The sequence below is a fragment of the Ectopseudomonas khazarica genome, from assembly GCF_017915135.1.
GTDB lineage: Bacteria > Pseudomonadota > Gammaproteobacteria > Pseudomonadales > Pseudomonadaceae > Aquipseudomonas > Aquipseudomonas khazarica.
Genome location: NZ_CP068551.1, coordinates 666,664 through 692,868 on the forward strand (window position 1 = coordinate 666,664; position 26,205 = coordinate 692,868).

The 26,205-nt window shown below is 64.1% G+C and carries 22 protein-coding genes, 1 tRNA gene and 1 riboswitch; of the genes, 12 read left to right on the forward strand and 11 right to left on the reverse strand.

What is annotated here, in order from left to right; translation table 11 throughout:
- Window positions 1-30: 30 nt before the first annotated feature.
- A complete protein-coding gene (locus JLK41_RS03045) occupies window positions 31-732 on the reverse strand; it encodes a peptidoglycan DD-metalloendopeptidase family protein (protein ID WP_244976470.1) in 702 nt (233 codons plus the stop codon).
- A 145-nt stretch (window positions 733-877) separates the two neighbouring features.
- Here JLK41_RS03045 and JLK41_RS03050 point away from each other — a divergent pair, with 145 nt between their 5' ends.
- Together JLK41_RS03050 and wsfD are read left to right on the forward strand one after the other, a co-directional pair.
- The gene (locus tag JLK41_RS03050; protein ID WP_210390317.1) at window positions 878-1,783 is read left to right on the forward strand and encodes a lysophospholipid acyltransferase family protein; all 906 of its coding nucleotides are present in this window, start codon (window positions 878-880) and stop codon (window positions 1,781-1,783) included.
- Window positions 1,780-3,240, forward strand: coding sequence for a glycan biosynthesis hexose transferase WsfD (wsfD, locus tag JLK41_RS03055; protein ID WP_210390318.1), 1,461 nt, complete (start codon window positions 1,780-1,782; stop codon window positions 3,238-3,240). The genes JLK41_RS03050 and wsfD overlap by 4 nt, the downstream gene beginning before the upstream one ends.
- Window positions 3,241-3,492: 252 nt before the next feature.
- On the opposite strand, the gene JLK41_RS03060 is transcribed toward wsfD, so the two are convergent.
- The 5 genes from JLK41_RS03060 to JLK41_RS03080 form a co-directional block, all read right to left on the reverse strand.
- Window positions 3,493-5,271, reverse strand: coding sequence for a hypothetical protein (locus tag JLK41_RS03060; protein WP_210390319.1), 1,779 nt, complete (start codon window positions 5,269-5,271; stop codon window positions 3,493-3,495).
- A complete protein-coding gene (locus tag JLK41_RS03065; RefSeq protein WP_210390320.1) occupies window positions 5,268-6,236 on the reverse strand; it encodes a glycosyltransferase family 2 protein in 969 nt (322 codons plus the stop codon). Before JLK41_RS03065 ends, JLK41_RS03060 begins: the two co-directional genes overlap by 4 nt.
- Window positions 6,237-6,251: 15 nt before the next feature.
- A complete protein-coding gene (locus tag JLK41_RS03070; RefSeq protein WP_052178371.1) occupies window positions 6,252-6,599 on the reverse strand; it encodes a DMT family transporter in 348 nt (115 codons plus the stop codon).
- A gap of 374 nt (window positions 6,600-6,973) precedes the next feature.
- On the reverse strand, window positions 6,974-7,387 hold the full coding sequence (locus JLK41_RS03075) for a divergent PAP2 family protein (protein ID WP_179553330.1): 414 nt from the start codon (window positions 7,385-7,387) through the stop codon (window positions 6,974-6,976).
- Window positions 7,384-8,268, reverse strand: a complete 885-nt coding sequence (locus JLK41_RS03080; RefSeq protein WP_210390321.1) for a decaprenyl-phosphate phosphoribosyltransferase — start codon at window positions 8,266-8,268, stop codon at window positions 7,384-7,386. Before JLK41_RS03080 ends, JLK41_RS03075 begins: the two co-directional genes overlap by 4 nt.
- A gap of 28 nt (window positions 8,269-8,296) precedes the next feature.
- Here JLK41_RS03080 and JLK41_RS03085 point away from each other — a divergent pair, with 28 nt between their 5' ends.
- The 3 genes from JLK41_RS03085 to JLK41_RS03095 are packed head-to-tail and all read left to right on the forward strand — an operon-like array spanning window position 8,297 to window position 10,727.
- A complete protein-coding gene (locus JLK41_RS03085) occupies window positions 8,297-8,707 on the forward strand; it encodes a GtrA family protein (protein WP_047590955.1) in 411 nt (136 codons plus the stop codon).
- Window positions 8,697-9,992 carry an FAD-binding oxidoreductase gene (locus tag JLK41_RS03090; RefSeq protein WP_210391183.1) on the forward strand — a complete coding sequence of 432 codons (1,296 nt, stop codon included), beginning with the start codon at window positions 8,697-8,699 and terminating at the stop codon, window positions 9,990-9,992. The genes JLK41_RS03085 and JLK41_RS03090 overlap by 11 nt, the downstream gene beginning before the upstream one ends.
- Window positions 9,993-10,727, forward strand: coding sequence for an SDR family oxidoreductase (locus JLK41_RS03095; RefSeq protein ID WP_047590960.1), 735 nt, complete (start codon window positions 9,993-9,995; stop codon window positions 10,725-10,727). It abuts the gene before it with no gap.
- Window positions 10,728-10,847: 120 nt separating this feature from the next.
- On the opposite strand, the gene JLK41_RS03100 is transcribed toward JLK41_RS03095, so the two are convergent.
- Together JLK41_RS03100 and thiC are read right to left on the reverse strand one after the other, a co-directional pair.
- A tRNA-Thr gene (locus tag JLK41_RS03100) sits at window positions 10,848-10,922 on the reverse strand.
- A 173-nt stretch (window positions 10,923-11,095) separates the two neighbouring features.
- Complete coding sequence (gene thiC, locus JLK41_RS03105) at window positions 11,096-12,979, reverse strand: phosphomethylpyrimidine synthase ThiC (RefSeq protein ID WP_210390322.1); 1,884 nt, start codon at window positions 12,977-12,979, stop codon at window positions 11,096-11,098.
- Window positions 12,980-13,076: 97 nt separating this feature from the next.
- Window positions 13,077-13,183, reverse strand: a riboswitch (TPP riboswitch).
- Between the two features lie 220 nt (window positions 13,184-13,403).
- Between thiC and JLK41_RS03110 the strand changes: the two genes are divergently transcribed.
- The gene (locus JLK41_RS03110) at window positions 13,404-14,843 is read left to right on the forward strand and encodes a TolC family outer membrane protein (protein WP_047590966.1); all 1,440 of its coding nucleotides are present in this window, start codon (window positions 13,404-13,406) and stop codon (window positions 14,841-14,843) included.
- Window positions 14,844-15,215: 372 nt separating this feature from the next.
- Window positions 15,216-17,135, forward strand: a complete 1,920-nt coding sequence (locus tag JLK41_RS03115; RefSeq protein ID WP_155294641.1) for a trypsin-like serine peptidase — start codon at window positions 15,216-15,218, stop codon at window positions 17,133-17,135.
- 355 nt (window positions 17,136-17,490) lie between these two features.
- On the opposite strand, the gene waaA is transcribed toward JLK41_RS03115, so the two are convergent.
- Window positions 17,491-18,774, reverse strand: coding sequence for a lipid IV(A) 3-deoxy-D-manno-octulosonic acid transferase (gene waaA / locus JLK41_RS03120; RefSeq protein WP_210390323.1), 1,284 nt, complete (start codon window positions 18,772-18,774; stop codon window positions 17,491-17,493).
- A gap of 43 nt (window positions 18,775-18,817) precedes the next feature.
- On the reverse strand, window positions 18,818-19,705 hold the full coding sequence (locus JLK41_RS03125) for a LysR family transcriptional regulator (protein WP_047590201.1): 888 nt from the start codon (window positions 19,703-19,705) through the stop codon (window positions 18,818-18,820).
- Between the two features lie 90 nt (window positions 19,706-19,795).
- Here JLK41_RS03125 and JLK41_RS03130 point away from each other — a divergent pair, with 90 nt between their 5' ends.
- The 4 genes from JLK41_RS03130 (at window position 19,796) to JLK41_RS03145 (ending at window position 23,232) form a co-directional block, all read left to right on the forward strand.
- Window positions 19,796-20,128: a DMT family transporter gene (locus JLK41_RS03130; protein WP_037054862.1), complete on the forward strand. Its 333-nt coding sequence runs from the start codon at window positions 19,796-19,798 to the stop codon at window positions 20,126-20,128.
- 64 nt (window positions 20,129-20,192) lie between these two features.
- Window positions 20,193-21,368 carry an NAD(P)/FAD-dependent oxidoreductase gene (locus JLK41_RS03135; RefSeq protein WP_210390324.1) on the forward strand — a complete coding sequence of 392 codons (1,176 nt, stop codon included), beginning with the start codon at window positions 20,193-20,195 and terminating at the stop codon, window positions 21,366-21,368.
- Complete coding sequence (locus tag JLK41_RS03140; RefSeq protein ID WP_210390325.1) at window positions 21,365-22,177, forward strand: aldo/keto reductase; 813 nt, start codon at window positions 21,365-21,367, stop codon at window positions 22,175-22,177. The genes JLK41_RS03135 and JLK41_RS03140 overlap by 4 nt, the downstream gene beginning before the upstream one ends.
- A 146-nt stretch (window positions 22,178-22,323) precedes the next feature.
- Window positions 22,324-23,232 (forward strand): metal ABC transporter ATPase, encoded by a 909-nt coding sequence (locus tag JLK41_RS03145; protein WP_210390326.1) that lies wholly within the window; start codon window positions 22,324-22,326, stop codon window positions 23,230-23,232.
- A gap of 13 nt (window positions 23,233-23,245) precedes the next feature.
- Here the strand turns inward: JLK41_RS03145 and JLK41_RS03150 are convergent, their stop codons facing one another.
- Window positions 23,246-24,784, reverse strand: coding sequence for an AhpA/YtjB family protein (locus JLK41_RS03150; protein WP_210390327.1), 1,539 nt, complete (start codon window positions 24,782-24,784; stop codon window positions 23,246-23,248).
- Window positions 24,785-24,958: 174 nt separating this feature from the next.
- On the opposite strand from JLK41_RS03150, the gene serB reads away from it, so the two are divergent.
- A complete protein-coding gene (gene serB / locus JLK41_RS03155; protein ID WP_047590188.1) occupies window positions 24,959-26,173 on the forward strand; it encodes a phosphoserine phosphatase SerB in 1,215 nt (404 codons plus the stop codon).
- The last annotated feature ends 32 nt before the right edge of the window (window positions 26,174-26,205 follow it).

Genomic DNA, 26,205 nt, shown 5'->3' on the forward strand with positions numbered 1-26,205 from the left:
GTTGCCCTGGGCGCCGGTCTTTCCGGCGTCTCAGGGTTGCATGTCGGCGAAGTTGGGCAGCGTTGCCAGCGGTTCGTCGAAAACAAAGGGAATCGAGCGGTAGCCTGTGTCGCCGCGCACCTGTACCACGAAATGCAGATGCGGTCCGGTGCTGCGACCGGTGTTGCCGGATCTGCCCAGGTAATCGCCCTGCTTGAGCCGCTGTCCCGCCTGCACCGCGATGGAGCCCTGCTGCAGGTGCAGGTAGGCGCTGGAGCTGCCATCCCCGTGAGTAATGCGCAGGTAGCTGCCATTGGCCCCGTTGCCGATGTTGAGTGCCGTCGTCACTGTACCCCCCCGCGCCGCGTACAATGGCGTGCCCACTGGCATGGCGATGTCCAGGGCGTAACGACTTTGTGGCGTGTTGTGGCTGAAACCACCCTCGGCACCCTGGGTGACCGGAAATCTGCCGCTTTTCCAGGGTAGCGCGTAACGATATCCTTGCCCGCCTGGCGGACTGGCGCGCAGGGAGGTATCCGCATTCTCCAGCACATGGCGCAGGATGTCCTGCTGCAGCAGCGCCTGCAGCTGTCTGTTGCTCTGTGCGCGTAGTTCGTGCTTGTCGGTTCGAGGGGTATCGCGAGGCTGCGCCGTTGCCTCGGCAGGGGGGCGGTTGCCGTAGGTGATCACCCCGTTCTCGTCCACTGACTTATAGAAACGTGCAGCTTGTACCTGGGTGCTGACCAGCAGCACCAACAGCACCTGCAGCGCCGGATTAGGAAGACCAGGCATGAAGATTGGCAGTGGGTATGGAATACGCAACATTAGCAGTGTTGCCGGCGTATTGAAAATGTTGGCGGCGCAAGGAGCAAGTCGGGCAGATAACGGAGAGTGTGACGTGTACAACATGTTCAAGGCGGTGGGGCGTGAGTTGGCCGTTGCGTTCGAGTTGCTGTGTGTGGCCGCGCTGACGTTGCTGTTGCCCTGGCCGCTGGCTTTTCGTGGCCTGCGCTGGCTGACTCGTTTTGCCCTGTTCCAGGGCGATGCTGCGGTGCCCGGTGCCCGGCAGATGGCCGGGTGGCTGGGGGGCGAGCCTGCTCACGCCGTGCGTTTACAGGCCCTGCACCGGTTGGTCGACGTTGCCGACTACTTCCTGACGCGCAAATACGGTGATGGCTGGATGCGCCGTTACCTGCATGTGCACGGCGAGCCGTTGCCGGCACCCGATGGAGGTGTCGCTCCGATGCTGGTCACCTTCCATTATGGTCAGGGCTTCTGGGCGCTGCGCTGGCTGCGCCAGGCCGGCTACCCGGTGGCCTGGCTGCATGCGCCACCGCCAGCGATGGCGCCGCTGGGGGAGAAACTCGCCGCTTGGATGGGCCGCCGGCGCATCGTTCAGGTCGGTCGCCTATGTGGTGCGCCAACCATCGCCGTGGGCGGCAGTATCGCCCGTATGCGCAGGCGCCTGCTCGAGGAAGGGCGCCCGGTCATGGTCATGCCTGATGCGCCATTGCAGCCGGGGCAATCCTGGTTACCTGTCAGCTTGCTGGGGCGAGAGGCTCGCTTGCCTGCCGGGGCGATCCGCATGGCGGCGCAGGATGGTGTGGCGGTGCTGGTGTACAGCATCGTGGTCGACCCGCGTGATGGCCATCGCCATCTGCATCTGGAGGGGCCTCTGGTCGGCCTGGATGCCACGGCGCTGGCGCAGCGTCTGGCTGCTCACCTGCAGCGGGCCCTACAGCGGCAACCCGAGGCCTGGCACGTGTGGGCCTGGGCATCGACCTTTGCGGAGCCGGAGCAATGAGCCGGCTGGACCGTTTTGCCCTGGTGCTGTTTGTCGTGGTCCTGGCGTACATGCTGTGGTTCGTGTTCGTCCCTCCTTTCGTCGGTTACGCCAACAGCTATGACTTCACGCGCCAGTCGGCTTGCCTGGGGCTGTGGCAGTTTATCGAGGGGGTGGACAAGACTCTTGGTAACCACCTCTTTCCTGCGACCACCCTGTTGTTCGATGGTGATCTGCGGCCGGTGGCCTGCATGCGCTCGAGCGACAACCTGTTTGGCTGGCTGATCACGCTAAGGCATTCGCCCGGCCAGTTGCTGAGCATGACCGAGGTGGGCCTGGCGAAGATTCTCCTGTTGGGGGGCGGCACGGCCGTGCTGCTGTGGCAGGCGGGTGCTCTGCGTTTGTTGCTGGCAGTGGTCTTTGCGTTGTTGTTCAGCAACTGGGCGTACCTGTCCTATGCCAATACCCTTTATCTGGAGTTTTCGGTGCTGATGGCCGGTTTCTGGGTGCTGGGAGCGGGGGCCTGTCTGTTGGCTGGCGATGAGCGCCCGGGGCGGGTCTTGCTGGGTTTGCTGATGCTGGCGTTGCTCTGGCTCGGGCTCAGCAAGCAGCAGTACGCGCCGCTTGCCGCGCTCCTGGCTGTGCTCCTGGCCGGGTTTTGTTGGCTGCGCTGGCGTGCCCTGTTCATGTCGGCAGCGCTGGGAACCTGTGCTGTGATCTGTGTCGTGGGCTTCTCTTGGTTCAATCCCGTTTCCTCGCTGATGATGAAAGGGATCGATGAGGCCAACAAGACCAATACCTACTTCGGCGCGGTGTTGCCCGCCGCCCGGGATCAGCGGGCCGCGCTGCAGCAGCTCGGCTTGCCCGAAAGCTGTCTGTCGGCAGTCGGTAGTACCTGGTACAGCCAGCAGGGCGCTCGGCCCTGTCCGCAGGTGGCGCAGGTGAGTCGCAGTCGCCTGCCCGGCCTGTTCGTCAGCCAGCCGGATACCTTGCTGGTTCCGCTGTATCAGGCTGTGCTGCGGGTACGTCCTTTCTATCCGGACTACCTGGGTATGCTGCCGCCTGCCAGTGAGGCGGAAAGCGCGCAGAAGCTTGCCGTTGCAAGGCCGCTGTCGTTCACCTGGCTGCTGTCGCTGCTGCCGCAGGCTGGCTATCTGATGGTGCTCGCGCTCCTCGCGCTGTCGGCACTGCTGTCCACGCTGGTGCTGGTACTGCAACCACGCCAGGTGGCAGCGCTGTCGGTCATGCAGCGGGGTTGTCTGGGCTTGCAGGTGCTCGGAGCCCTGACGGCGTCCTATGCGCTGTTTTCTTCGGTATTCGGTGATGGCTACATCGAGCTGATCAAGCACGCAGTGGCCTTTGGCCTCGGGCTGGCATTCATGCTGGCTGCATGGCCCGGAGCGTTGCTCGGCTGCATCGCAGTTCTCAGGCAGCGACGCAGCCAGACGTTGCTCGCCATTCGCCAGGGCCTGTCCTGAGTGGACGCCACAGACAACAAGGCCAGCGGGGCGTTAGCCCCGCTGGCCTGTGGGTGATCGGGGTTAAACCCTTCACACCGGAGGGGCATACCATGCAGTTGCCCCGATTATGGTTACACAGCTTGATGACGTGCTTGGGCGTCGGTCTGTCTTCATCCTGAAGCGACCATTCTTAGCCAGCGGTGGCAAGGATAGCCGCATGATTCCCTTTTGGCTACATTTGGCCATCTTCGAATCGTCCCACTATGCGGGTCATTTCTCAGATTCCAGTCGGCTCTCGACGACCCTGCTGTAGTGAATACCCCGGGTAACCGTGCGTAGCTGCAGGTTGCTCAGCTGCAGGCGGGTGCCTGTGGGGCAGTCAAGGCGGATGCTCAGCGTGCCGCCCTGGGGTTCGAGCGCGCCAAGCTTCAGGGTGCCTAGGCTGATGACCTGTGGCGGCTGCATGTGATTGAGGTGCATGCGGGTGCTGCTGAGCGTGCCGTCCGGGCGCTGGTAGTCGAGTTGCAGGCGCTTGCAGCGGCTGGAGAACGCTTGAGCATCGAACTGGAGCACCGGTTGGCCACCCAGCTTGGCGTAGGTGATCTCGCGCCAGATAATGGCGGCGTCATGCGAGTTCGTCCGCGCGCCCTGCGCCGAGAAGGGGTTGCCGTCAAAGCCCTGGACAAGCAGGTCGGCGGGTTCGGCGCTGGCGATCTGCGCATTGTAAACATGGCGTAAATCGGGCATCAGCGGCTGACTGTAGCGCTGATGCAGATACCCCGCTGCGATGCCGCATAGCATCAGCAGGACTGCTGCGCTGCCCATTCGCAAGGGGGCGCTGGCCTGCGCGATGGCTGCCAGGCCAAGTGCCGCCATCAGGGTCAGCGGTAGCTCGATGGCGCCGATGGCATAGCGCTGGTTGTACATGACCAGGCTCATGATCGATATCTGATACGCGAGAATGCAACCCAGCATCCACAGGAAGGGCTCGCGTCGGTAGCGCCAGATGGCGAATGCAGCCAGTACCAGTAGCAACACATGCCATGCCCGGTCATTGAATACCCGGCGACTCAGCTCGCCTTGACTGAAGAACAGGGTGGCGCCGGCTTTCTGTATCAGCATGCCACCCAGTACGGTGGGCGGCATGTCCAGCAGTTCGGCTTTGGCCATCTGCCCGAGTCGCCTGTCACCTTCGATCGACAGGTGTGAGCCGATGTCGTTCAGCGCCTGGAAGTGATCGTGAAGGAGCCCGTAGAACGGTGGTTCGTAGCCGCTTACTGCCGGGTTTATGCCGAAGTACAGGGCGGCACCGCTGCCGGTCGCTACCATTGGCAGGTCGAACGCAACCTTGTTGTAGCCGATGTAGGCGGCGGTACCGGCTCCCGCAATCAGGTGCAGCAGCAGCAGGCGCAGCGCTATCGCCCTGGTGGCCGTGCGCCCGCGCCAGATCAGCAGCACGCAGGCGCCGCAGGCGGCGATGATCCAGTAGACATAGGTGGCTCGGACAAGGATCGATAGCAGCAGCGCCGCTCCGCCAAGCACCACAGGCCAGCGCCGTGTCGGTGTTTCACAGATCAGTGCGCAACTCCATAGCCAGAGACTCAGGAAGAGCAGTTGCGGCGGTTCGCTCAGCGCCATTATCGCGATCTTGGGCAATAACGGGGAAAGCGCAATCAGCCAGCTGACCGCCGCTGCGGCAGCGCCGCCGGCAATGCGTCGCAGGGTATCGAATGCCAGCAGCAGGATCAGTCCGCAGGCCAGCAGGTTGGCCTGCACGACCGTGGCATTGTCGGCTCCCAGCAGTGCCATGTAGATGAAAGAGCCGGGCCCGACGATGAGGTGCGATGGATCGGCGAACAGCGCCCCTGCATCCTCCAGGAAGCGCAGGGCCATTGGCAGGTAGGTGTGCTCGGTATCGTAGATGATGGCATCTGCCTGCGGCGAACTCCGGTACAGCCACTGCTGTACGAGCAGCGGCAGGAGCAGGCCCAGGAACCAGAGCAGCGGTTTTTCGCGCAGGGCGGCGACAGAACGGGTGACGTTCATCATGGCGACACCGGGTGAGGCGTGAGTTGTGGGTGCAGCGGGTCTTGCGGCGTGCTGCTGATGTCGTGATGCAGGAAGGCGATCAGCAGTTGGGTGCCGACCAGAATGGGCAGGCTGGCCAGCATGACCGTGCCGCTGGTAGCTGGGGTCTGCTGGATGACACTGCTCAGCCAGTGGCCGAGGCCGAACAGGCCGCCGGCCACGACGAGCAGGCTGCCCATGAGGCTATATAGCGAACCGATATTGAAGTCGCGCAGCCAGTAGTTGTAGACATAGCGCCGCGCGAGGCGCGAGAGGTGCTTGCGAGCGAACTCCGGCAGGATCTTGCGCACGTTCAACCCGGAAACCTCATCCGCGTACAGGGCGTCCATGGGGATGTCCCGAACCACGGCGCGTACGGTGTTGAGTCGGAACAGCATGTCGGTTTCGAAGAAGTAGCGTGTTTCCAGCTTGTCGAGCGGTAGCTCCCGCAGGACCTGGGCGTGAATGGCGGTATAGCCATTGGTCGGGTCCATCAGGCTCCAGTAACCACAGCTGAGCTTGGTCAGGAAGGACAACAGGGCATTGCCGATCAGGCGGACTTTGGGCATGCCGCGCAGCGACTCATGGCGATAGAAACGATTGCCCTTGGTGTAGTCGGCCCGTCCTCGGGTGATCGGGCGTGCGAAGTACGGGATAAGGCGGGGGTCCATCTGGCCGTCACCGTCAACCTTGACGATGATGTCCATGTCGTCTTTCAGTGCCTCGCGATAGCCGTTGATAACGGCCCCGCCCACACCCAGGTTTACCGGGTTGCGCAGTACCCGTACACGGGGGTCCTGGCAATGGCTCTCGATGAAGTCTCCACTATGGTCGGGGCAGCAGTCGTCGACCGCATACACGCGTTCCACGGTGTCGGGGATCGCTTCAAGCACTTGCAGCACATGGCTGCGTACCTTGTAGCAGGGAATGACGACAGCGATTTTCAAGCGAACAGTTCCTTGTCAGGCGGAGGCGGCAATCATGACGCCGATAAGAATGAGCCCGCCTCCGATGAACGTGCGCAGTTGCAAGGTGGAGCCGAATACCAGGTGCTCCAGAAGCGGGACAATTATGAAAGCCAGGCCCATGAATGGATAGGCCAGGTGCAATGGAACGTGGCGCAGAATCCATATCCAGAACAGCGTGGTGAAGCCGTACAGCGCCAGGGCGGCGATGAGCGCGCCGTTGAACAGCCAGGACTGCCAGGCAGTGGCGTCCTGAATGTTGAGGGCGGCTTGTTTGAACAGGATCTGTCCGGCCGCGATACCAAATACGCACAACAGCGTGGCAACAATATAGAAAATCGACACATCCGTTCCTTGTGCAGTGTGCAGTCGACCGGAGCAGGCAGAAAAGCGCGCCATATTAGCCGTTTTACCCGGTGATGGGCCAGCAGCCATCCGCTACCGGCTGCCGTGCGACACCGACGAATGGTCAGGGTGCGGGATGAACTTTGTATCAGGTGGCTGTCGAATCGGGAGTGGTTAAGGACGACCTGCTTTAATGACGTGCTTGGGTCGGCCTTTCTGATGCGGAAATGGCCGCCCTTTTTTTCCGGCGCTCCGCATCATTCCCGCAGCAGGACATCCCCCTTTTCCCTTGCCACTGGCAGTCACGTTTCTCGTGTGCTGTGCGTGCGATGCTGTGTTGCGTTCAAGGAGGCCCGGCGGGCCCCCGAGTCATGTCAGAGGCTGACCAGCCAGGCTGTTAGTCCGCCCGTTAGCACGCCGGCGGCGACCTCCAGGGGCGAATGGCCCATGCGCTCACGCAGTCGCACCTGCTTTCCCGCTGCGAGCAGATTGATGGCCTGAGCATGCCGACCGACATGGCGACGCAGGCTGGTGGCGTCAAGCATGACGATGAATGCCAGGGTCGTGGCGACGCCTAGAGCCGGGCTGTCCAGACCTTCTTTCAGGGCGATGAGCACGACCATGCTGCTGACGATTGCGCTGTGGTTGCTGGGCATGCCGCCGTAGCCGATCAGGTCCAGCGCCAAGCGCCGTTCGCGCAGGCAGTTCACTGCGAACTTGCAGCAGCCTGCAAGCAGCCATGCCAGGAAGGGGGTGATCAGGTAGGAAAGGTCGATGGTCTGCATCATGCTTGTGGCCAGAGTACGAAGAGTGAAGCGCCACCCCACAGGGCGACGGTTGCGAGCAGTTGCCAGTCGCTGAGCAGGGCGTCGGTGGGCGACTCGCCGGCGTTGTTCCTTTCGACGATGAACCAGTAGCGGAACATCCCGTAGAGCACGAGTGGAATGGTGACCACCAGCTTGGGGTGGGTGTTCATCACGAACAGGCTATAGAACAGCACCGCGCCCGTTGCCGACATTTCCGCGTATCGATCAATCAGCTCAGGGCTGTAATACCTGAGTACGTTGCGGCTGCGATCACCATTGCCGGCCAGTTCTTGGCGGCGCTTTATCGCGGCGAGGTACAGCGCCAGGCACAGCGTGGTGACGAACATCCATGACGACAGCGGCACCGAGAGTGCTGCTGCGCCGGCATAGACCCGCAGGACGAAACCGATGGCAATGGTGAAGATGTCGATCACGGGCTGGTGCTTCAGCCAGAAGCTGTAGGCCAGGTTGAGCAGCATGTAGGCGATGGCGACAGCAACCACGGCCTGCTGTCCCTGGTGCCACGCGCCAGCCAGCAGCAGGTAGAGCAGTGCCAGGAGGGCCACGGCATGCCGCTTTTCCAGCGTGCCATTGGCCAGTGGACGCTTACGGGCTTTGACGGGGTGCTGGCGATCCTTGTCGATGTCATGCAGGTCGTTGACGATATAGACCGCCGAAGAGGCCAGGCAGAACAGCAAGGCCGCGATCACAGAGGATGTAACGGCGGGTAGTGACATGAACTGCCCGGTGAACAACAGGGGCGCAAACACGAAGCTGTTCTTGATCCATTGCCGTGGGCGTATCAGGGTCAGCAGCGCCTTCCCCCGTTGTAGTGATGTATGCGCTGTTGCGGTAGGATGCATGCCGCTTCCAATTCTCTGGTTGGTATGAATGAGACTGGCACTGATCTATGCCTTGCTGGCAGCGTTGGCGACGCTTGCCAATATTGCGACTCAGGACGTTTTCTTGCGTGTCTATCAGGGGGCACATGCTATTGCACTGTCCATTCTGGCAGGCACGCTGCTGGGGCTGGTGCTGAAGTACGCGCTGGACAAGCGCTTCATCTTCGCCTTCCAGGCGAAAGATCTCGCGCATGATAGCAGAGTGTTTCTCCTTTACGCGGCTATGGGAGGGTTCACCACCCTGTTGTTCTGGGGCACCGAGCTGCTTTTCCACGCGCTGTTCGCAACCCGTGAAATGCGCTATCTGGGTGCTGTCATCGGACTAGCAGCCGGTTACTGGCTCAAGTTCATTCTCGATAGACGCTTCGTATTCAGACTGAGTGAAAACCATGGAACTTAGGGGGTGGGGCAATTTCCCCCGCTGTCAGGGGGAGCTCGTTGAGCCCTCGTCGACGGCCGAACTCGGCGCGCTCATGGGCCGCGGACAGCGTTTCACCTGCCGCGGATTGGGGCGCAGCTATGGTGATAGTGCGCTTGGCGAGCATGTCATCGGCAGTGGCAATCTGAACCTTCTGCAGCACTTCGATGGCGAAACGGGGTTGCTGCGTTGCCAGGCAGGCGTGTCGCTGCAGGAACTTATCGAGGTTTTCCTGCCGCGTGGCTGGTTTCTGCCGGTTACGCCGGGAACCAGTCGGGTGACGGTGGGGGGGGCGATAGCCAGCGACGTGCATGGCAAGAACCATCATCTGCACGGGTGCTTCAGTGCTTGTGTGGAGTCTTTGCGGTTGCTGCTTGCTGATGGCTCTCTGGTGAACTGTTCGCGCCATGAGCATGTCGAGTTGTTTCAGGCGACCTGCGGCGGCATGGGCCTGACAGGCGTGATAGTCGATGCGACCTTGTCCTTGCGTGCGGTGCAGAGTGCCTGGATCGAGCAGCGAACCCTGAAGGCGACCAATCTCGCAGAGGCGTTGCAGCTTTTCGAGGTCCATGCTCAGGCCACCTATTCGGTTGCCTGGATCGACTGCCTGGCCAGCGGGAAGGACCTGGGGCGATCCATTCTCATGCTCGGTGAGCATGCCGCTGACCGGAATCTGCATCTGCCCTCGCGGCGCATTCTGAGCATTCCGTGCCACGCTCCTGCGCAGTTGTTGAGCCCGCTTTCTGTGCGTGCGTTCAATGCTCTCTATTACGGACGCGCCACGCCGGGTATGCGTCTGGTTGACAGTCGGGGCTTTTTCTATCCGCTGGATAACCTGCAGAACTGGAATCGTCTGTATGGACGCAACGGTTTTGTGCAGTATCAATTCGTCTTGCCGAAATCGGCGGGGCTGGCTGGCATGCAGGCGATCCTGCAGCGTATCGCTGCGTCGGGGCAGGGGTCCTTTCTGGCGGTGCTGAAGGTCATGGGTGCGCACAACGGCTGCCCGCTGTCGTTTCCTGTCGAAGGTTATTCGTTGGCACTGGACTTCAGATTGTCGGACCAGGTGCTGAAGTTGCTTGCAGAGCTCGACGCCATGGTCCTCGAATACGGCGGGCGCCACTACCTGGCCAAGGATGCGCGCATGAGCGAGCGAGTGTTCAAGCAGAGCTACCCGCAGTGGCTGGACTTTCAACAGGTTCGCGAGCGTTACGGCGCCTTGGGAACCTTTTCCTCAAAGCAGTCGCGCAGACTTGGACTTGACTGAATGAAGATTTTGGTAATTGGGGCAACGTCGGCAATCGCTACCGCCTGCAGTCGGCGTTTCGCCGCTCAGGGCCATGCGCTCTACCTGTTGGCCCGTGACACGGAGCGTCTCGACAGCCTTGCGCAGGATCTCCGGGTCAGGGGGGCGGCCAGCGTAAGCTGCAAGGCTTTCGACGCCCGCGACATCGAGGGTATGGATGCGCTGATCACGGATGTCATCGCTGATGCGGGCAGGCTGGATCGTGTGCTGATAGCCCATGGCACCCTTTGCGAGCAGAAGGACTGCGAGCATTCGGTTTCGCAGAGTATCGACGCGCTGAAGGTCAATCTGCTCAGTATCGTGGCGTTGTTGACGCCGCTGGCCAATCATTTCGAGGCGCAACGCCATGGGGCGATCGCAGTGATCTCTTCGGTTGCCGGCGACCGGGGGCGGCAGTCCAACTATTTGTATGGCACTGCCAAGGGGGGCGTGAGCGTGTTTCTCCAGGGGCTGCGCAACCGCTTGGCCAGGAGCGGCGTGCAGGTGCTGACGGTCAAGCCTGGTTTCGTCGACACGCCGATGACCGCTGGTTTCACCAAGGGCCCGCTGTGGGCCAGTCCCGCCAAAGTCGCCGCCGATATCGACCGGGCTTTGCACAGGCAGCGTAACGTGATCTATACGCCGGGGTTCTGGGCGTTGATCATGCTGGTCATAAAGTCGATTCCCGAGGCGGTTTTCAAACGCTTGTCGCTGTAGCCGGCTATCCCGATAGCGCACGGCTCTGCTGCGTGCATCGCCAGCGTGGTGCCGTGACTGCTTTGTGGGGCGCTGGCGCCGCTGGCCGGCGGCTGCCGGATTGGACGCAGTGCAGGTGACTGGAGCCCATGGGCGGACTTGAACCGCCGACCTCTCCCTTACCAAGGGAGTGCTCTACCGCTGAGCTACATGGGCTTGAGGGGCGCGCATTGTATGGTGCGTCGTGGTAAAAATCGAGCCTCGTGCCGTATTTTTTGCCGGTGGTTTGTCTGCCGCCCGGCGCGACCGGGTGTTTTCGTCGCGCGCTGTACCAGATCGCCTTGGCGTCCCGGTACAGCGCGTCTGTGTGGTCAGGTGAGAGCTGTCGTCTACACCTGTCGGTAGATCACCGCACCTTCTTCCCTGAAACGCTCGGACTGCTCGGCAAGACCGGCCTCGATGGCCTTCTGCTCGTCGTTCAGGCCGTTTTCCCTGGCGTATTCCCGGACTTCCTGGGTGATCTTCATCGAGCAGAACTTCGGACCGCACATGGAGCAGAAGTGCGCCACCTTGGCCGAATCCTTGGGCAGGGTCTCGTCGTGGAAGGCGCGGGCGGTGTCCGGGTCCAGGCCGAGGTTGAACTGGTCTTCCCAGCGGAACTCGAAGCGTGCCTTGCTCAGTGCGTTGTCGCGGATCTGCGCGCCGGGGTGGCCCTTGGCCAGGTCGGCGGCGTGGGCCGCGATCTTGTAAGTGATGATGCCGGTCTTGACGTCATCCTTGTTCGGCAGGCCGAGGTGCTCCTTGGGCGTGACGTAGCAGAGCATGGCGCAGCCGAACCAGCCGATCATCGCGGCGCCGATGCCGCTGGTGATGTGGTCGTAGCCCGGAGCGATGTCGGTGGTCAGCGGGCCGAGGGTGTAGAACGGCGCCTCGTCGCAGCATTCCAGCTGCTTGTCCATGTTCTCCTTGATCAACTGCATCGGCACGTGGCCGGGGCCTTCGATCATGCACTGCACATCGTGCTTCCAGGCGATCTTGGTCAGCTCGCCGAGGGTTTCCAGTTCACCGAACTGGGCGGCGTCGTTGGCATCGGCGATCGAACCCGGACGCAGACCGTCACCCAGGGAGAAGGACACATCGTAGGCCTTCATGATTTCGCAGATGTCGTCGAAGTGGGTGTAGAGGAAGTTCTCCTTGTGATGCGCCAGGCACCACTTGGCCATGATCGAGCCGCCACGGCTGACGATGCCGGTGACCCGCTTGGCGGTCAGCGGCACGTAGCGCAGCAGCACGCCGGCGTGGATGGTGAAGTAGTCCACGCCTTGCTCGGCCTGTTCGATCAGGGTGTCGCGGAACAGCTCCCAGGTCAGGTCCTCGGCGATGCCGCCGACCTTTTCCAGGGCCTGGTAGATCGGTACGGTACCGATCGGCACCGGCGAGTTGCGGATGATCCACTCGCGGGTTTCATGGATGTGCTTGCCGGTAGACAGGTCCATGACGGTGTCCGAGCCCCAGCGAATGCCCCAGGTCAGCTTGGCCACTTCTTCCTCGATGGAGGAACCCAGGGCGCTGTTGCCGATGTTGCCGTTGATCTTCACCAGGAAGTTGCGGCCGATGATCATCGGCTCCAGCTCCACGTGGTTGATGTTGGCCGGGATGATGGCGCGGCCGCGGGCGACTTCGCTGCGCACGAACTCCGGGGTGATCTCTTTCGGGATGTTGGCACCGAAGCTGTGCCCGGCATGCTGCTCGTCGAGCAGGCCGGCTTCGCGTGCCTCGGCCAGCTTCATGTTCTCGCGGATGGCGACGTATTCCATCTCGGGCGTGATGATGCCCTTCTTGGCGTAGTGCATCTGGCTGACGTTGTGGCCGGGCTTGGCCCGGCGCGGGTTGCGCACGTGGGCGAAGCGCATGGCGGAGAGTTCGGCGTCGTTGAGGCGGCGCTGGCCGAATTCGGAGGAGAGGCCGGGCAGTTTCTCGGTGTCGCCGCGATCCTCGATCCAGGCGCTGCGTACGTCGGCCAGGCCCTTGCGTACGTCGATGCTGACGTTCGGGTCGGTGTACGGGCCGGAGGTGTCATAGACGGTGACCGGGGCGTTGATCTCGCCACCGAAATCGGTCGGCGTCACGTCCAGGCTGATCTCGCGCATCGGCACGCGGATGTCCGGGCGCGAGCCCTGGACGTGGACTTTCTGCGAACGGGGGAAGGGCTGTACCGACTGCTGGTCGACCTGTGCCGATTCACTCAGGTTCTTTTGTTGTTGTGTGCTCATCAAGGCTCTCTCCGGGATAGGTGTCGGAGTTGGAACCTGAGCGGACGAGGGGCGCGAGATACACCACAGGCGGTGTCGAGAGGACTCGCCGAAACGCTGGCGAGGACATCTTGTTCCCTACGCAGGCCTTAACCTGATCAGGTTCAACGGGATCCGGCAGCTGCCAATCTCAGCCCCGCATTTGGGGCACCCCGACAAGAACTCGGGCAGTCTAATCAAGCTGATGGAATAAAACCAACCCGGCGGTCAAAAAAACTCGACCCGTGCGTCGGAAACGGACCATCATCGCTGCGCCGGGCCGATTGTTCCCGACGAGCAACATAGCTTGCCGCCAGCTAGACTGTTCACGCCCATGGCGCGCTTGACCCTCGCCCGTGGCGCCCCGTAGCCTTGGCGATTACCGCCTATTCAAGGATCGACATTCATGTTGCGCAGACTTTCCCTGGCCCTCGCCGTGGCCGCCGCGACGGTGGGCCTGGCTCAGGCCGAAGAGGCACCGCTGGCCAGCAAGACCGACCTGGTCACCGTTTACCAGGAGGCCGCGAAGAACAACGCCGATATCGCCGCCGCCCGTGCCGACTATCAGGCGCGTCGTGAAGTGGTGCCGCAGGCCAGGGCCGGCCTGTTGCCCAACCTCTCCGCCGGTGCCAACTATGGCGATACGCGCACGAACGTCGATTCGCCGAGTGCCACCCTCTCGCGCAGCGGCCTGGTCTATCAGGCCAATCTCAGCCAGCCGCTGTTCCGCGCCGACCGCTGGTTCCAGCTGCAGGCGGCAGAAGCCACCAGCGAGCAGGCGGCCCTGGAACTGTCCGCCACCGAGCAGAACCTGATCCTGCAGAGCGCCGAGACCTACTTCGCCGTGCTCCGTGCCCAGGACAACCTGGCCTCGACCAAGGCCGAGGAAGCGGCATTCAAGCGCCAGCTGGACCAGGCCAACGAGCGTTTCGACGTCGGCCTCTCCGACAAGACCGATGTGCTCGAGGCGCAGGCCGGTTTCGACACGGCCCGCGCCAACCGTCTGCTCGCCGAGCGCGCGGTGGACGACGCCTTCGAAGCGCTGATCGCGCTGACCAACCGTGACTATGTCGCCGTCGAGGGGATCGTCCACTCCCTGCCGGTGCTGGCGCCGACGCCGAACGACGCCAAGTCCTGGGTCGATACCGCTGCCGCGCAGAACCTCAACCTGCAAGCCAGCCTGTACGCCGTGACGGCCGCCGAGGAAAACCTGCGCCAGCGCAAGGCCGGCCATGCGCCGACCCTGGATGCCGTGGCCAGCTATCAGAAGGGCGACAACGATAGCCTGGGCTTCACCAACTCGGGCACCTTTGGTGCGCCGCGTTACAGCGGTGACGTTGCGCAGCGCTCCATCGGCCTGCAACTGAACATCCCGCTGTACAGCGGCGGCCTGACCAGTTCGCAGGTACGCGAGGCTTACCAGCGTCTGGGGCAGAGCGAGCAACTGCGCGAGAGCCTGCGTCGTCAGGTGGTGCAGAACACCCGCAACCTGTTCCGTGCGGTGAACACCGACGTGGAAACCGTGCAGGCGCGGCGCCAGTCGATCATCTCCAACCAGAGTGCGCTGGAGGCCACCGAGATCGGCTACCAGGTAGGTACCCGCAACATCGTCGATGTGCTCGACGCCCAGCGTCAGCTGTACAGCGCCGTGCGCAACTACAACGATGCGCGCTACGACTACATCCTCAACAACCTGCGCCTGAAGCAGGCGGCTGGCACCCTCAGCCCGGCCGACCTGGATGCCCTGGGCAGCTTCCTCAAGCCGGACTACAACCCGGACAAGGACTTCCTGCCGCCGGATCTGGCGTCAGCTGCCGAGGAGCGCCTGCGCGGGCAGGATTTCTGATCGAGTGCCTGCTGGCTGACCGCACACCTCCTCCAGAGGTGATGCGGTGTCGGTCAGGGCCTTCATCCTGGCGTCGCGCGCATGCGTTTTTTCGCAGGGTGAGGTGGTTCTCGTTTTACCTTAAAGACTTGCCCCGCCCTTAGCTCCTATACTTGGCGCCCTGTGAAAGCCTATGCGTATGCTGGAGCAGGGGGGCTCAACGTGCTCTCGGAATGTTCCTCGACAGGCAATCCGCACTTTGTCGGTCGGCCTGACCGTCGCCTCTCATCCACGCTCGGGGACACGACACTTCGCTGTTGATAACTGCCGAGCCTGTCCACTTTCGCGGCGAGTTGATCGACCCGCAACACTTCTGCAACTAGATTGAGATCCATGAGAAAAGACCTACTACTCGGCTGCGTATTGGTGCTGACTCCCGTTGTGCAGGCCGACAGCCTCCCCCCTCTCGATGCCGCGAGCTTGCCACAGCCCGGTGCGCTGCAGGTTGAGCAGAAACGCGAGGCGCTAAGACCCGCAGCGCCCAGTGTCGTGCTTGGCCCGCTGAGTGTGCAGAAGGCGCAGCGCGCGAGCAGCGACGAGCAGGAAGGTAGCGCGCCGATTCAGGTGGGCCTGCGCCGCGAAGTCGCCGCGCTGCAGCGGTCTCGACAGACCGGCGAGGCGCTGCGCTGGAGTACCACCGCCAACGGCGGGCAGGTGGCAGCGATCAGTATCGCCTCGCCTGAGGCGCTGGCATTACGAGTGGGCATTCAGGTCACACATCTGCCGGTGTCGGCGGTTCTGCGCTTCTATTCGCAGCAGGGCCAGGAAACGCAGACGATCCATGCCAGCCAGGTGCTGCAGGTGCTGGCTGCCAATCGGGCTGCCGGCGACGACAGTGAGCAGGGGCAAACCTACTGGTCGCCGCCTGTCACGGGGGATGAAATCACCGTCGAGATCGAGCTGCCGGCAGGTGTCAGCCGCGACCAGCTGCAGATCAGCGTCCCGACCCTGTCGCACCTGTTCATTGATCCGGCCGACGATCTCGCCAAGAGTCTCGCCAAGAGTATTGGCGACTCCGGCAGTTGCAACATCAACTATCAGTGCGAGGCGGCCCAGAACACAGCGTTGGAAGTGCAGAGCCGCGCAGTGGCGAAAATGAGCTTCATCGACCAAGGCGATGCCTACATCTGTACCGGAACCCTGCTCAACAACAGCCGCCAGGATCGTACGCCTTACTTCCTCAGCGCCCATCACTGTATCAGTGATCAGACGACTGCCTCGACCTTGGTCACTTACTGGTTGTACCGCGCCGCTGCTTGTCAGGGCGCCCAGCTCGATAGCGAATCCAGCGTTCTGACCGGCGGCGCCCAGATGCTTTACACCAACCAGGCGCAGGACACCTCGTTCTTCCGGCTCAACAATGCCGCTCCCGCCAACGCCGCTTTCTCCGGTTGGAATACGGATGCCGGTCTATACAATCTCAGTCAGGCCATCGTTGGTCTGCACAACCCGTCCGGCGACTTGCAGAAAATCAGCAAGGGCTCTGTGGTCAACTATGTGAGCTGCGATGACCAGGCTTGCTATCGCAGTGGGCAGACGGCTGCGACTGCCGTTGAGGTCCGCTGGAGCTCCGGGGTCACCGAGGGTGGCAGCAGCGGTTCCGGTCTGTTCAATGGTGGCCAACTGATCGCCCAGCTTTACGGAGGCGACTCTTCCTGCGGCAACCCGACAGGGCATGATCGATACAGCCTGCTCGGGCCGGCTTACCAGAATGGCATCAAGCAATGGCTCAACAGCGGTGCGTCCGCACTGGCCGATGGCCGGACTGTGGTGGAGTTCTACAATCCCGACCTGAATCACTACTTCATCACCGCCGATGCGGCTGAACAGGGCTTCGTCGACAGTGGTGCGGTAGGGCGCTGGCTGCGTACCGGGCAGAGCTTCAAAGCCGGAGGTAGCGTTGCTGCATGCCGTTTCTACGGCAATACCGCGGTCAACCCGGCGACGGGCGCCATTTATGGCCCCAACTCCCATTTCTATACGGTCGATCAGCAAGGCTGTAATCAGCTGATAGCTATCTTTAACCCTGACACGCCTAGCTGGAAGTTCGAGAGCTATGACTTCTCCAGCACGCCCCCTGCTGTCGATGGCAGCTGCCCGACCGGTACGGTCGCCGTGCATCGCTTCTATAACAATGGGTTTGCCAAGGGTAAGCCTTCCAATCACCGTTTCGTGACCGATGTCAGCCTGATCAATCCGATGATCCAGGATGGTTGGATACATGAAGGTGTGGATATGTGTGCGCCGCTCTGAATCATGCTCGTGAGGCTGGCGAGACTGCCCATCGAAGGGCAAACGGCTTAGCCGCCGTCCCGGTAGTGGGACGGCTGCCCCCTTCGTGCCGACAGGGCAATGCGTGAGGGGGCTTGCGCTGCGAGTCCGCTGCCGCCGCAGCTGAATGGGCATACGACGGTTCATCCCGTCTCTCAGGAGGCTTCAAGCCGGCGTGACTGCGAGAAATGCTCGGGTGATAGTCAGGCAAGGCGAAATTGCCTGGATATGCACAGTTGACCCGTGTACCTGATTTCAACGGCTGAGCATTGCGAGGAAGCACCGGGGTTTTCCAACCGGTGCTCGTCAGTGAGTTGTCATCGCATGAACGCCATGATCAGGCGTCAGCACGCGTGCTGAGCAGGCGGCGCAGGCCGTCGAGCAGACGCTCCAGGGCGCCCTGATTGGCCTTGAGCACGGCCAGACCGGCTGTGCTCATGCGCTGGGCTTCGGCCGGAGTGTCCAGCAGCGTGGCGGTGCGCTCAGTCAGTTGCGCGGCGTTCGCCACTTCGCTCAGCGCGCCGGCCGCGCGCAGTTGCGCGGCGATCTCGAGGAAGTTGAACAGGTGCGGGCCGCTCAGCACCGGCTTGCCCAGCGCAGCGGGCTCGAGCAGGTTGTGCCCGCCGTTGGCCACCAGGCTGCCGCCGACGAAGGCGATGTCCGCCAGCGCATAGAGAAACAGCAGTTCACCCATGGTGTCGCCGAGCAGCACCTGGTCGCCGGTTTGCACGGCTTCACCCGTGGCGCGGCGGCGTGTCGTCAGTCCATCGCTGAGGCAAAGTTCATGGACCGAGTTGAAGCGCTCGGGGTGGCGCGGGACCAGGATCAGCAGCGCGTTCGGCCGCGTCTCCAGCAACTGGCGATGGGCGGCGAGGACGATCTCGTCTTCCCCGGCATGGGTACTGGCGGCGATCCACACCGGGCGTTGCTCGGCCTGCCACTGGTGGCGCAGCTCGGCTGCACGCTGCAGCAGCTCGGCGTCGATCTTCAGGTCGAACTTGATCGAACCGGTCACTTCCATGCAGTCAGGGCGTGCGCCCAGGTCGAGAAAGCGTTGCGCTTCGGCCTGGGTCTGCACGGCGATCAGCGACAGTTCGGCGAGCATCGGTGCGGTGAGTTTGCCAAAACGTGCATAGCCACGTGCCGAGCGTTCGGACAGGCGCGCATTGGCCAGCGCTACCGGAATACCGCGCCTGGCGCACTGATGAATGTGGTTCGGCCACAGTTCGGTTTCCATCACCACGGCCAGGCGCGGGCGTGCCCGATCGAGAAAGCGTGCGGCGGCCCAGGGCAGGTCGTAGGGCAGGTAGCAGTGCTGCACGCTGTCGCCGAACAGGGCCTGGATGCGTTCGGAGCCGGTCGGGGTCATGCAGGTGACGGTGATCGGCAGCTCGGGGTAACGCGCCTGCAAGGCGCGGATCATCGGCGCGGCGGCGATGCTTTCACCGACCGACACGGCATGCACCCAGATGCCGCCGGGTTTCAGCGGCGGCAGGGCGAAGGAAAAACGCTCCTTGATACGGCGCGCGTAGGCGGGCGCCTTGCGTGCGCGCAGCGCCAGGCGCAGGGCGATCAATGGCAGGGCCAGGTGCAGCAGCAGGGTGTAGAGGTGTCTGTTCATGGGCGCGCAGCTTATCGCTGCCGGCCGGGTGCTGGAAGGGCGATCATGCCGGTGGGCGCAACAGCTCGCGTGCCAGGCAGTCCGCCAGCCAGTTGGCGGCGGGGCCGAGCGCGCCGTCGCGGCGGCGGACCAGCTCCACCACCAGTGGCAACGGCGCCCAGTCGCTGCGCAGTTCCTGCAGGTGGCCCTGGTAGGTCGGATACTGCGCCACGTGACGCGGCAGCCAGGCCCAGCCAAGGCCGCGAACCACCAGCTCGGCCATCGCGTAGAAGCTGTCGGCGCGCCACACCAGCGGGCTGATCTGCTCGCCGCCGGGATAGTGACTGTCCTGGGGCGTCATCAGCAGCTGGCGATGCTCGGCGAGATCGCGGCGCTCCACGCTGGCGAGCCTGGCCAGGGGGTGGTGCGGGCTGCACACGGTGACCATCTCGATGCTGCCCAGGTGCTGACTCTCCAGCTCGCGTGGCATCTGCTCATGGTGAAACAGCAGGCCAAGGTCCGCCTGACGCTGCAGCAGCTTGCGCGCCACGTCGCCCTGTGCGCCGCTGGCGAGCTGTACCTCCAGTAGCGGGAAGGCCTCGGCCAGGGCCTCCAGGCTGGCCAGCACCGGCTGGTAGGGCATGGCCTCGTCCTGCGCCAGGCGCAGGCGTGCCTCCTGCCCCTGGGCCAGGCCGAGTGCGCGAGCATCCAGGCGCTCGCATTGCTGCAGCACGCTGCGCGCCTCTTCCAGCAGGGCGCTGCCGGCCTCGGTCAGGCGTGGCTGCCGCCCGCTGCTGCGCTCGAACAGGGTCACGCCGAGGTCGCTTTCGAGCAGGGCGATCGCCGTGCTCACGGCGGACTGGGCGCGCCCGGTTTCCCGCGCCACCGCCGAGAACGAGCGGCTTTCGGCCGTGCGGACGAACAGATGGAGCTGGTCGAGGTTCCAGTTCATGGTCAACCTATCTGCTTTGTTGATAGGTAATGACTTTATCCCATCGTCGAAGTCCTTAGAATCCCGGGCATTCTTTCAGGAGTCGCCATCATGCCCGGATACTTCTACCTGGCCATTGCCATTGCCGCCGAAGTGCTCGCCACCACCTCGATGAAGGCCATCGAAGGCTTCAACAAGCCGCTGCCGCTGTTGCTGGTGGTGGGCGGCTATGGCATCGCGTTCTGGATGCTGACGCTGGTGGTGCGTACCATCCCGGTGGGCATTGCCTACGCCATCTGGGCCGGCCTGGGCATCGTGCTGGTGAGCATCGCCGCCGCCTTCATCTACCAGCAGAAACCCGATCTGCCGGCCATGCTGGGCATGGGCCTGATCGTCAGCGGCGTGGTGGTGATCCAGCTGTTCTCCCAGTCGACCGGGCACTGATCGGCCGACGGGCGCGAGGGCAGGCGGGTTATACTGCGCGCCTGTTTTTCGCCGAGGCCCGTTCATGTCCCAGTCTCTCAGCACCGATGTCCTGATCGTCGGCGGTGGTATCGCCGGCCTCTGGCTCAATGCACGCCTGCGTCGCCAGGGCTTCGCCACCGTCCTGGTGGAGTGCGGCAGCCTGGGCGGCGGGCAGAGCCTGAAGTCGCAGGGCATCATCCATGGTGGCGCCAAGTACGCCCTGCACGGCGCGCTGACCGGTGCTTCCGAAGCCATCGCCGACATGCCGCGACGCTGGCGCGAGGCGCTGGTCGGCGCTGGCGAGCTGGACCTGTCCGGCGTGCGTATCCTTTCCGACGCGCATTACCTGTGGTCGCCGGGCACCCTGGCCGGCAACCTCACCAGCTTCTTCGCCAGCAAGGCGGTGCGCGGGCGCGTCGACCAGGTCAAGGGCGAGCAGTTGCCGCCGGCGCTGCAGCACCCGAAGTTCAAGGGCAAGGTCTATCGGCTCGCCGAGCTGGTGCTCGATGTGCCCAGCCTGATCGCCCGCCTGGCCGAGCTGGCCGGCGATGGACTGCTGGCTGCCCGGCAGGTCGAGCCGCTGCGTGACGGCGGTGAACTGTGCGGACTGATCGTCGATGGCCGCGAGATTCGCGCCCAGCGCGTGGTGCTCAGTGCCGGGGCCGGCAATGCCGAATTGCTCGCGGCCCTGGGCATCGAGCAGCCGGCTCAGCAGCTGCGGCCGCTGCACATGGTGCTGGCCAAGGGGCCGGCGCTGAAGCCGCTGTATGCCCATTGTCTCGGCGGCGGACCGAAGCCGCGCGTCACCGTCACCACCCATCCGGCGGCCGATGGCCAATGGGTCTGGTACCTCGGTGGCGACCTGGCCGAGGCCGACGGCGTGGCGCGCGACGAAGGCGCGCAGGTCGCGGCGGCGCAGAAGGAGATGGCGGCGCTGCTGCCCTGGGTGGACCAGAGCCAGACGCGTTGGGCGACCTTGCGCGTGGACCGCGCCGAGCCCGCGCAATCGGGGCTGGTGCGCCCGGACAATGCCTTTCTCGCCGAACAGCAGAACCTGCTGGTGGGCTGGCCGACCAAGCTGGCGCTGGCGCCGGACTTCGCCGACCGGGTGCTGGCGACGCTACAGCGCGACGGGGTGACGCCGGCGCATCATGGGTCGTTGCCCGAGCTGCCGCGCCCGGCGCTGGGGCAGCCGGTATGGGAGACGCTGCTGCCATGAGCGCCACCCTGCACGATCTGCATCGCCCGCTGGGCTCTACCGGCCTGCGCGTATCGCCGCTGGGGCTGGGCACGGTCAAGCTCGGGCGCGACCAGGGGGTGAAGTACCCCAACGGCTTCACCATCCCCGATGACACGCAGGCGAGTGCCTTGCTGCGCCAGGCGCGTGAACTGGGCATCAACCTGATCGATACCGCGCCGGCCTATGGCGTCAGCGAGCAGCGTCTCGGCCCGCTGCTGCGTGGCCAGCGCGACGAGTGGGTGATCGTCAGCAAGACCGGCGAAGAGTTCGAGCAGGGGCAGTCGCGCTTCGATTTCTCCGCCGCGCATACCCGCCTCTCGGTGGAGCGCAGCCTCAAGCGCCTGGAGACCGATCGTATCGACCTGCTGCTGGTGCATTCCGACGGTAACGACCTGGCGGTGCTGCGTGACACCGGGGTGTACGACACGCTGGCGGCGCTCAAGCGCGAAGGCAAGATCCTCGGCTACGGGATTTCCGGCAAGACCGTCGAGGGGGGCCTGCTGGCGCTGGAAGAGGGTGACTGCGCCATGGTCACCTACAACCTGAGCGAGCAGGGCGAAAAGCCGGTGCTGGACTACGCTGCCACTCACGCCAAGGGCATTCTGATCAAGAAGGCGCTGGCCAGCGGCCATGCCTGCCTGGCCGAGGGGGTCGATCCGGTGCGCGCCAGTTTCGAGCTGATCTTCGCGCACCCGGGCGTCGGCAGCGCCATCGTCGGCACCATCACGCCGGCGCACCTGGCCGCCAACGTGGCCACCGTCGCTGCCGTGTTGCAGGGCCTGCGCTGAGCGGCTGCGGTCACGTCCTCTTACAGGCCGGGCTTGTGTTCGGCGCCGGCCTTGGGGCAGCCTTGAGCGGTTTCGTTTCACCCTGATCCTCGTGTGGAGGGCGGCTGCCCGGTCGCATCCGCGCCAAGCCGGAACAAGGAGTCGAGATGTCGCGTACGCTGATCCGCAAGGACCCGAGTAACTTCAAGACGCTGCCATTGTTCGTCGAGGCCACGGCCGATGGCCTGCGTTATCAGAGCCTGGGCGTGCCCCTGAACTTCCAGCAGATGCTGGAACGCCGCCGCCCGGTCGAGGTGGCCGACAGCTCGCGCTTCGCCGTGGAGCTGGCCAATCTCGGTGTGTCGGTGCGCCTGACCCTACGCCTGCATGGGCGCGACTACTGGTTGCTGGTGCGCCAGCGTCGCCCGGATCGTGGCGACACCGTGCTCAAGCTGATCTCCGGCTACGTACCCGCGCACGAACTGAACCTGCCGCTGCTTACCGCCATCCAGGAAGTTGCCGAGGAGTGCCTGCTGGAAAGTGCCGAGGGCTGGCTGGCCGGGCGCTTTGCCGATACCTGGCTGCCGACACCCTATCAGGGCGCTCTGCGCTACCGCGAGGCCAGCCACTTTCGCCTCAGCCCGCTGTCAGGGGCGGCGCGGTCGGTGCAGTGCGGCAACCTGACCTTGCTGGAGCGCCCGCGTGCCTATGTACATCTGCCCACCGCGTCCCTGCAACTGGTCTATGACATGAGCCTGGAGCTGCCGCGCGACGCCCGGCAGCTGAGCCTGTTCCATGTCGATGAGTGTCTGGAGGATGGGCGCCTGGTCGCCCGCCTGGAGCGTCGGCGCCCGGATATCTACTTGCTGGCACTGCATCAGGGGGCGCCCAGCGGCGGCCTGTTCACCCTGCGCAAGGGCGAGCTGCAGGCGGTCAGCACGCGGGGGCTGTGGTTGTCGGAGAGCTTCGCCGAGCAGGACGGCTGGCTGGTGCGTGACGAGCGCGTGCGCTGGAAGGACTGGCTGCAGCGCTACGGGGTGCCGACGCCGCAGCGGCGGGCCCAGGCCAACGCCTAGGCGATACCGGGCGTCAGTGCGCCCGGCTTTCGTGCATGCGCGTCAGCTGTCTCTCCAGCAGGGCCGGATAGGGGTCGAGCAGGCGCTCGACGCAGCTCGCACCCTCGGGGCTGGCGATCGGACGAATGCGTGCACGCTGGCGGGCCAGGCTGTCCTGTGCGACCCGTTGCTCGACCAGCAGCAGGTTGCGGCTGTGTTGTGACAGGGCGAGGGCGTCCAGGGCGCTGTCGCTGAGCAGCAGTTCGGCCTGGCCGAGTGCTTCCAGGTCGCTGCCGAGGGTCAGGCCCAGCTGCAGTTGCAGGGTGATGCCGCTGTCGGCCACCTCGATCTGCAGGGCGTGGCCGAGGGCGCGCATCAGCTCGCCGCAGCAGATGGCGTGGGTCAGGTAGTCCTCGCCGCACTCGCGCTCGTGGAACAGCATCAGGCTGCTGCCGTCCTTGAGCGTGTGCAGTTGCCCCTGGTACAGCGCGGAGGCCTGTTCCAGACAGGCGCGGTAGCGCTCCAGCAGGTCCAGCAGGCGTGTGCGCGGCAGGCGTCGCAGCTGTTCCTGGGCGCCGAGCTGGATGGCCAGCACGGCGCTGGCCTGTGCCTGGCGCGGTGGCTGGAGCGGGGCGCTGGGCGCACTGTCGTCCGCTTCGTCACGCAGGTCGGCGAAAGGGTCCTCCGGTTCGATCGAATCGGGCCAGGGCTTGAGGGCCTCGTCGTCATCATCGGCTGCGTCTGCGTCGATGCCGTGCTCCGCCAGCGGCTGCGCTTCCTGCTCGAAGTCGACGTCGTCGCTTTCCTGCGGGTAGTCGTCGGTGTCGAGCAGGGCGTCATCTTCCAGCTCTTCCAACTCTTCCGGCTCGGGTTCGGGCTTTTCCGGTACCAGGCGCGCCTGCAGCTGGCGCGCCAGGTCACCGATCTCGTCATTGCGCCCCGCGCCTGGTGCCGGATCGTCCGGGTCGCGCAGCCAGAGCCGCAGCTGCAGCAGCGGCGTGGAGATATGCCGACCGAGGCGCATGCTCAGCGACAGGGTCAGGGCCAGCAGGATCAGGCTGAGAATGCCCATGCTCTGCAGGCTGATGGTCATCGGTTGCTGGAACTGGCGCATGTCCAGGCTGATGCGCAACTGCCCGGCGATCACTTCCTGGAACGTGATCTGCGTGGAGTACAGGCCGTCGCTTTCGCCCAGCATGCTGCGGGTCGGGCGGGTGCCGGACTCGGCGAGGATGCGGTTGTCCACGCTGTAGATGGCCGCATGGGCCACCAGCGGGTTCTTCGCCAGGTTGTTGAGCAGCACGTTGAGGCTGAGGATGTCGTTGGACACCAGCAGCTCGGTGGCGGAGGCGGCGGTCTGGGTGATCAGGCTCTGACCCAGGGCGTCGGCCTGCTGCTGCATGGCCTGTTTGAACTGCATGCCCATGACCCAGGCATAGATGAGCATCGCCAGCGCCACCAGCAGCAGGCTGTGGCTGGCGATGCGCAGCACCAGAGGCACCCGCCGCTGGCGCAGCGCGTGGAAGATCATGATGAAGAAATTGTCGGGCTTGACGGGCGCGGGCCGGTTCACAGAGCTCGGCTCTTGTCGACTGAAGATGCCGCGCAGTATAGCGAGCGGCCTGGGGCGGGCAAAGCGCGCGGCTGCCCGGATCGGCAGGAAACTGGGTAGAATGTGCGCCTTTTCGTCGGTCGGTGGCTCATTCGCCACTGGCCCGCCTCAATCGTCTGCCTTGGAGGGTGCGTCTTGCGCGAGATCGTCCTGATCAACATCACCGGCGAGGATCGCCCCGGACTCACCGCCGCCATCACCGGCGTACTGGCCCAGGGCGGGGTGAATATCCTCGATATCGGCCAGGCGGTGATCCATGACACCCTGTCGTTCGGCATCCTCATCGAGATTCCGGACAACGGCCGTTCCCAGGCCGTGCTCAAGGACCTGCTGTTCACCGCCTACGAACTCGAGCAGCAGGTGCGTTTCACCCCGGTTTCCGAAGAGGACTATCGGCAGTGGGTCGGTGGCCAGGGCAAGGCTCGTCATATCGTCACCCTGCTGACGCGCAAGGTCAGCGCCGAGCAGTTGCAGCGGGTCAGTGCGATCACCGCCAAGTACGGGCTGAACATCGACCACATCGATCGCCTGTCCGGGCGGATGCCGCTGGACATGCCCGCCGAGCAGGGCAAGGGCTGCATCGAATTCTCCGTGCGTGGCGAGCCGGCCGACCCCGTCGCGCTGCGCGCCGAGTTCCTCAGCGTGGCGCAGGCACTCAACGTCGACATCGCCTTCCAGCGCGACTCGGTGTTCCGCCGTAACCGTCGCCTGGCGGTGTTCGACATGGACTCGACGCTGATCGAGGCCGAGGTCATCGACGAACTGGCCAAGGCGGCCGGGGTCGGTGAGCAGGTCGCCGAGATCACCGAGCGGGCGATGCGCGGCGAGCTGGATTTCCGTGCCAGCTTCAAGGAGCGCCTGAGCCTGCTGCAGGGTCTGTCCGAGGATGTGCTGGAAGAGATCGGCGCCTCGCTGCGCCTGACCGAAGGTGCCGAAGTGCTGTTCGCCGAGCTCAAGCGCCTGGGCTACAAGACAGCGATTCTCTCCGGTGGTTTCACCTACTTCGCCCGCCAGCTGCAAGCCAAGCTCGGCATCGACTACGTGTTCGCCAACGAACTGCAGATCGAGAACGGCAAGGTGACCGGTGTGGCCGTCGAGCCCATCGTCGATGCCCAGCGCAAGGCGGACCTGCTGCGTGAGCTGGCGCAGAAGGAAGGTCTGCAGCTGGAGCAGACCATCGCCGTCGGCGATGGCGCCAACGACCTGCCGATGCTCGGCCTGGCCGGGCTCGGCGTGGCCTTCCGGGCCAAGCCGCTGGTCAAGCAGTCGGCCAAGCAGGCGATCTCCACGCTCGGTCTGGACGGCATTCTCTACCTGCTGGGCTTCCGTGACCGCGAGGGGCAGGAATAAAGCAGTTACAAGCCGCAAGCTTCAAGTGCAAA

Bases quoted from the DNA above. Each gene is read 5' to 3' on its own strand.
- wsfD (WP_210390318.1), top strand. From the start codon at position 1,780: ATGAGCCGGCTGGACCGTTTTGCCCTGGTGCTGTTTGTCGTGGTCCTG.
- JLK41_RS03060 (WP_210390319.1), bottom strand. From the start codon at position 5,271: ATGATGAACGTCACCCGTTCTGTCGCCGCCCTGCGCGAAAAACCGCTG.
- JLK41_RS03075 (WP_179553330.1), bottom strand. From the start codon at position 7,387: ATGATGCAGACCATCGACCTTTCCTACCTGATCACCCCCTTCCTGGCA.
- JLK41_RS03080 (WP_210390321.1), bottom strand. From the start codon at position 8,268: ATGCATCCTACCGCAACAGCGCATACATCACTACAACGGGGGAAGGCG.
- JLK41_RS03085 (WP_047590955.1), top strand. From the start codon at position 8,297: ATGAGACTGGCACTGATCTATGCCTTGCTGGCAGCGTTGGCGACGCTT.
- JLK41_RS03090 (WP_210391183.1), top strand. From the start codon at position 8,697: ATGGAACTTAGGGGGTGGGGCAATTTCCCCCGCTGTCAGGGGGAGCTC.
- JLK41_RS03095 (WP_047590960.1), top strand. From the start codon at position 9,993: ATGAAGATTTTGGTAATTGGGGCAACGTCGGCAATCGCTACCGCCTGC.
- thiC (WP_210390322.1), bottom strand. From the start codon at position 12,979: ATGAGCACACAACAACAAAAGAACCTGAGTGAATCGGCACAGGTCGAC.
- JLK41_RS03110 (WP_047590966.1), top strand. From the start codon at position 13,404: ATGTTGCGCAGACTTTCCCTGGCCCTCGCCGTGGCCGCCGCGACGGTG.
- JLK41_RS03115 (WP_155294641.1), top strand. From the start codon at position 15,216: ATGAGAAAAGACCTACTACTCGGCTGCGTATTGGTGCTGACTCCCGTT.
- waaA (WP_210390323.1), bottom strand. From the start codon at position 18,774: ATGAACAGACACCTCTACACCCTGCTGCTGCACCTGGCCCTGCCATTG.
- JLK41_RS03125 (WP_047590201.1), bottom strand. From the start codon at position 19,705: ATGAACTGGAACCTCGACCAGCTCCATCTGTTCGTCCGCACGGCCGAA.
- JLK41_RS03130 (WP_037054862.1), top strand. From the start codon at position 19,796: ATGCCCGGATACTTCTACCTGGCCATTGCCATTGCCGCCGAAGTGCTC.
- JLK41_RS03135 (WP_210390324.1), top strand. From the start codon at position 20,193: ATGTCCCAGTCTCTCAGCACCGATGTCCTGATCGTCGGCGGTGGTATC.
- JLK41_RS03140 (WP_210390325.1), top strand. From the start codon at position 21,365: ATGAGCGCCACCCTGCACGATCTGCATCGCCCGCTGGGCTCTACCGGC.
- JLK41_RS03145 (WP_210390326.1), top strand. From the start codon at position 22,324: ATGTCGCGTACGCTGATCCGCAAGGACCCGAGTAACTTCAAGACGCTG.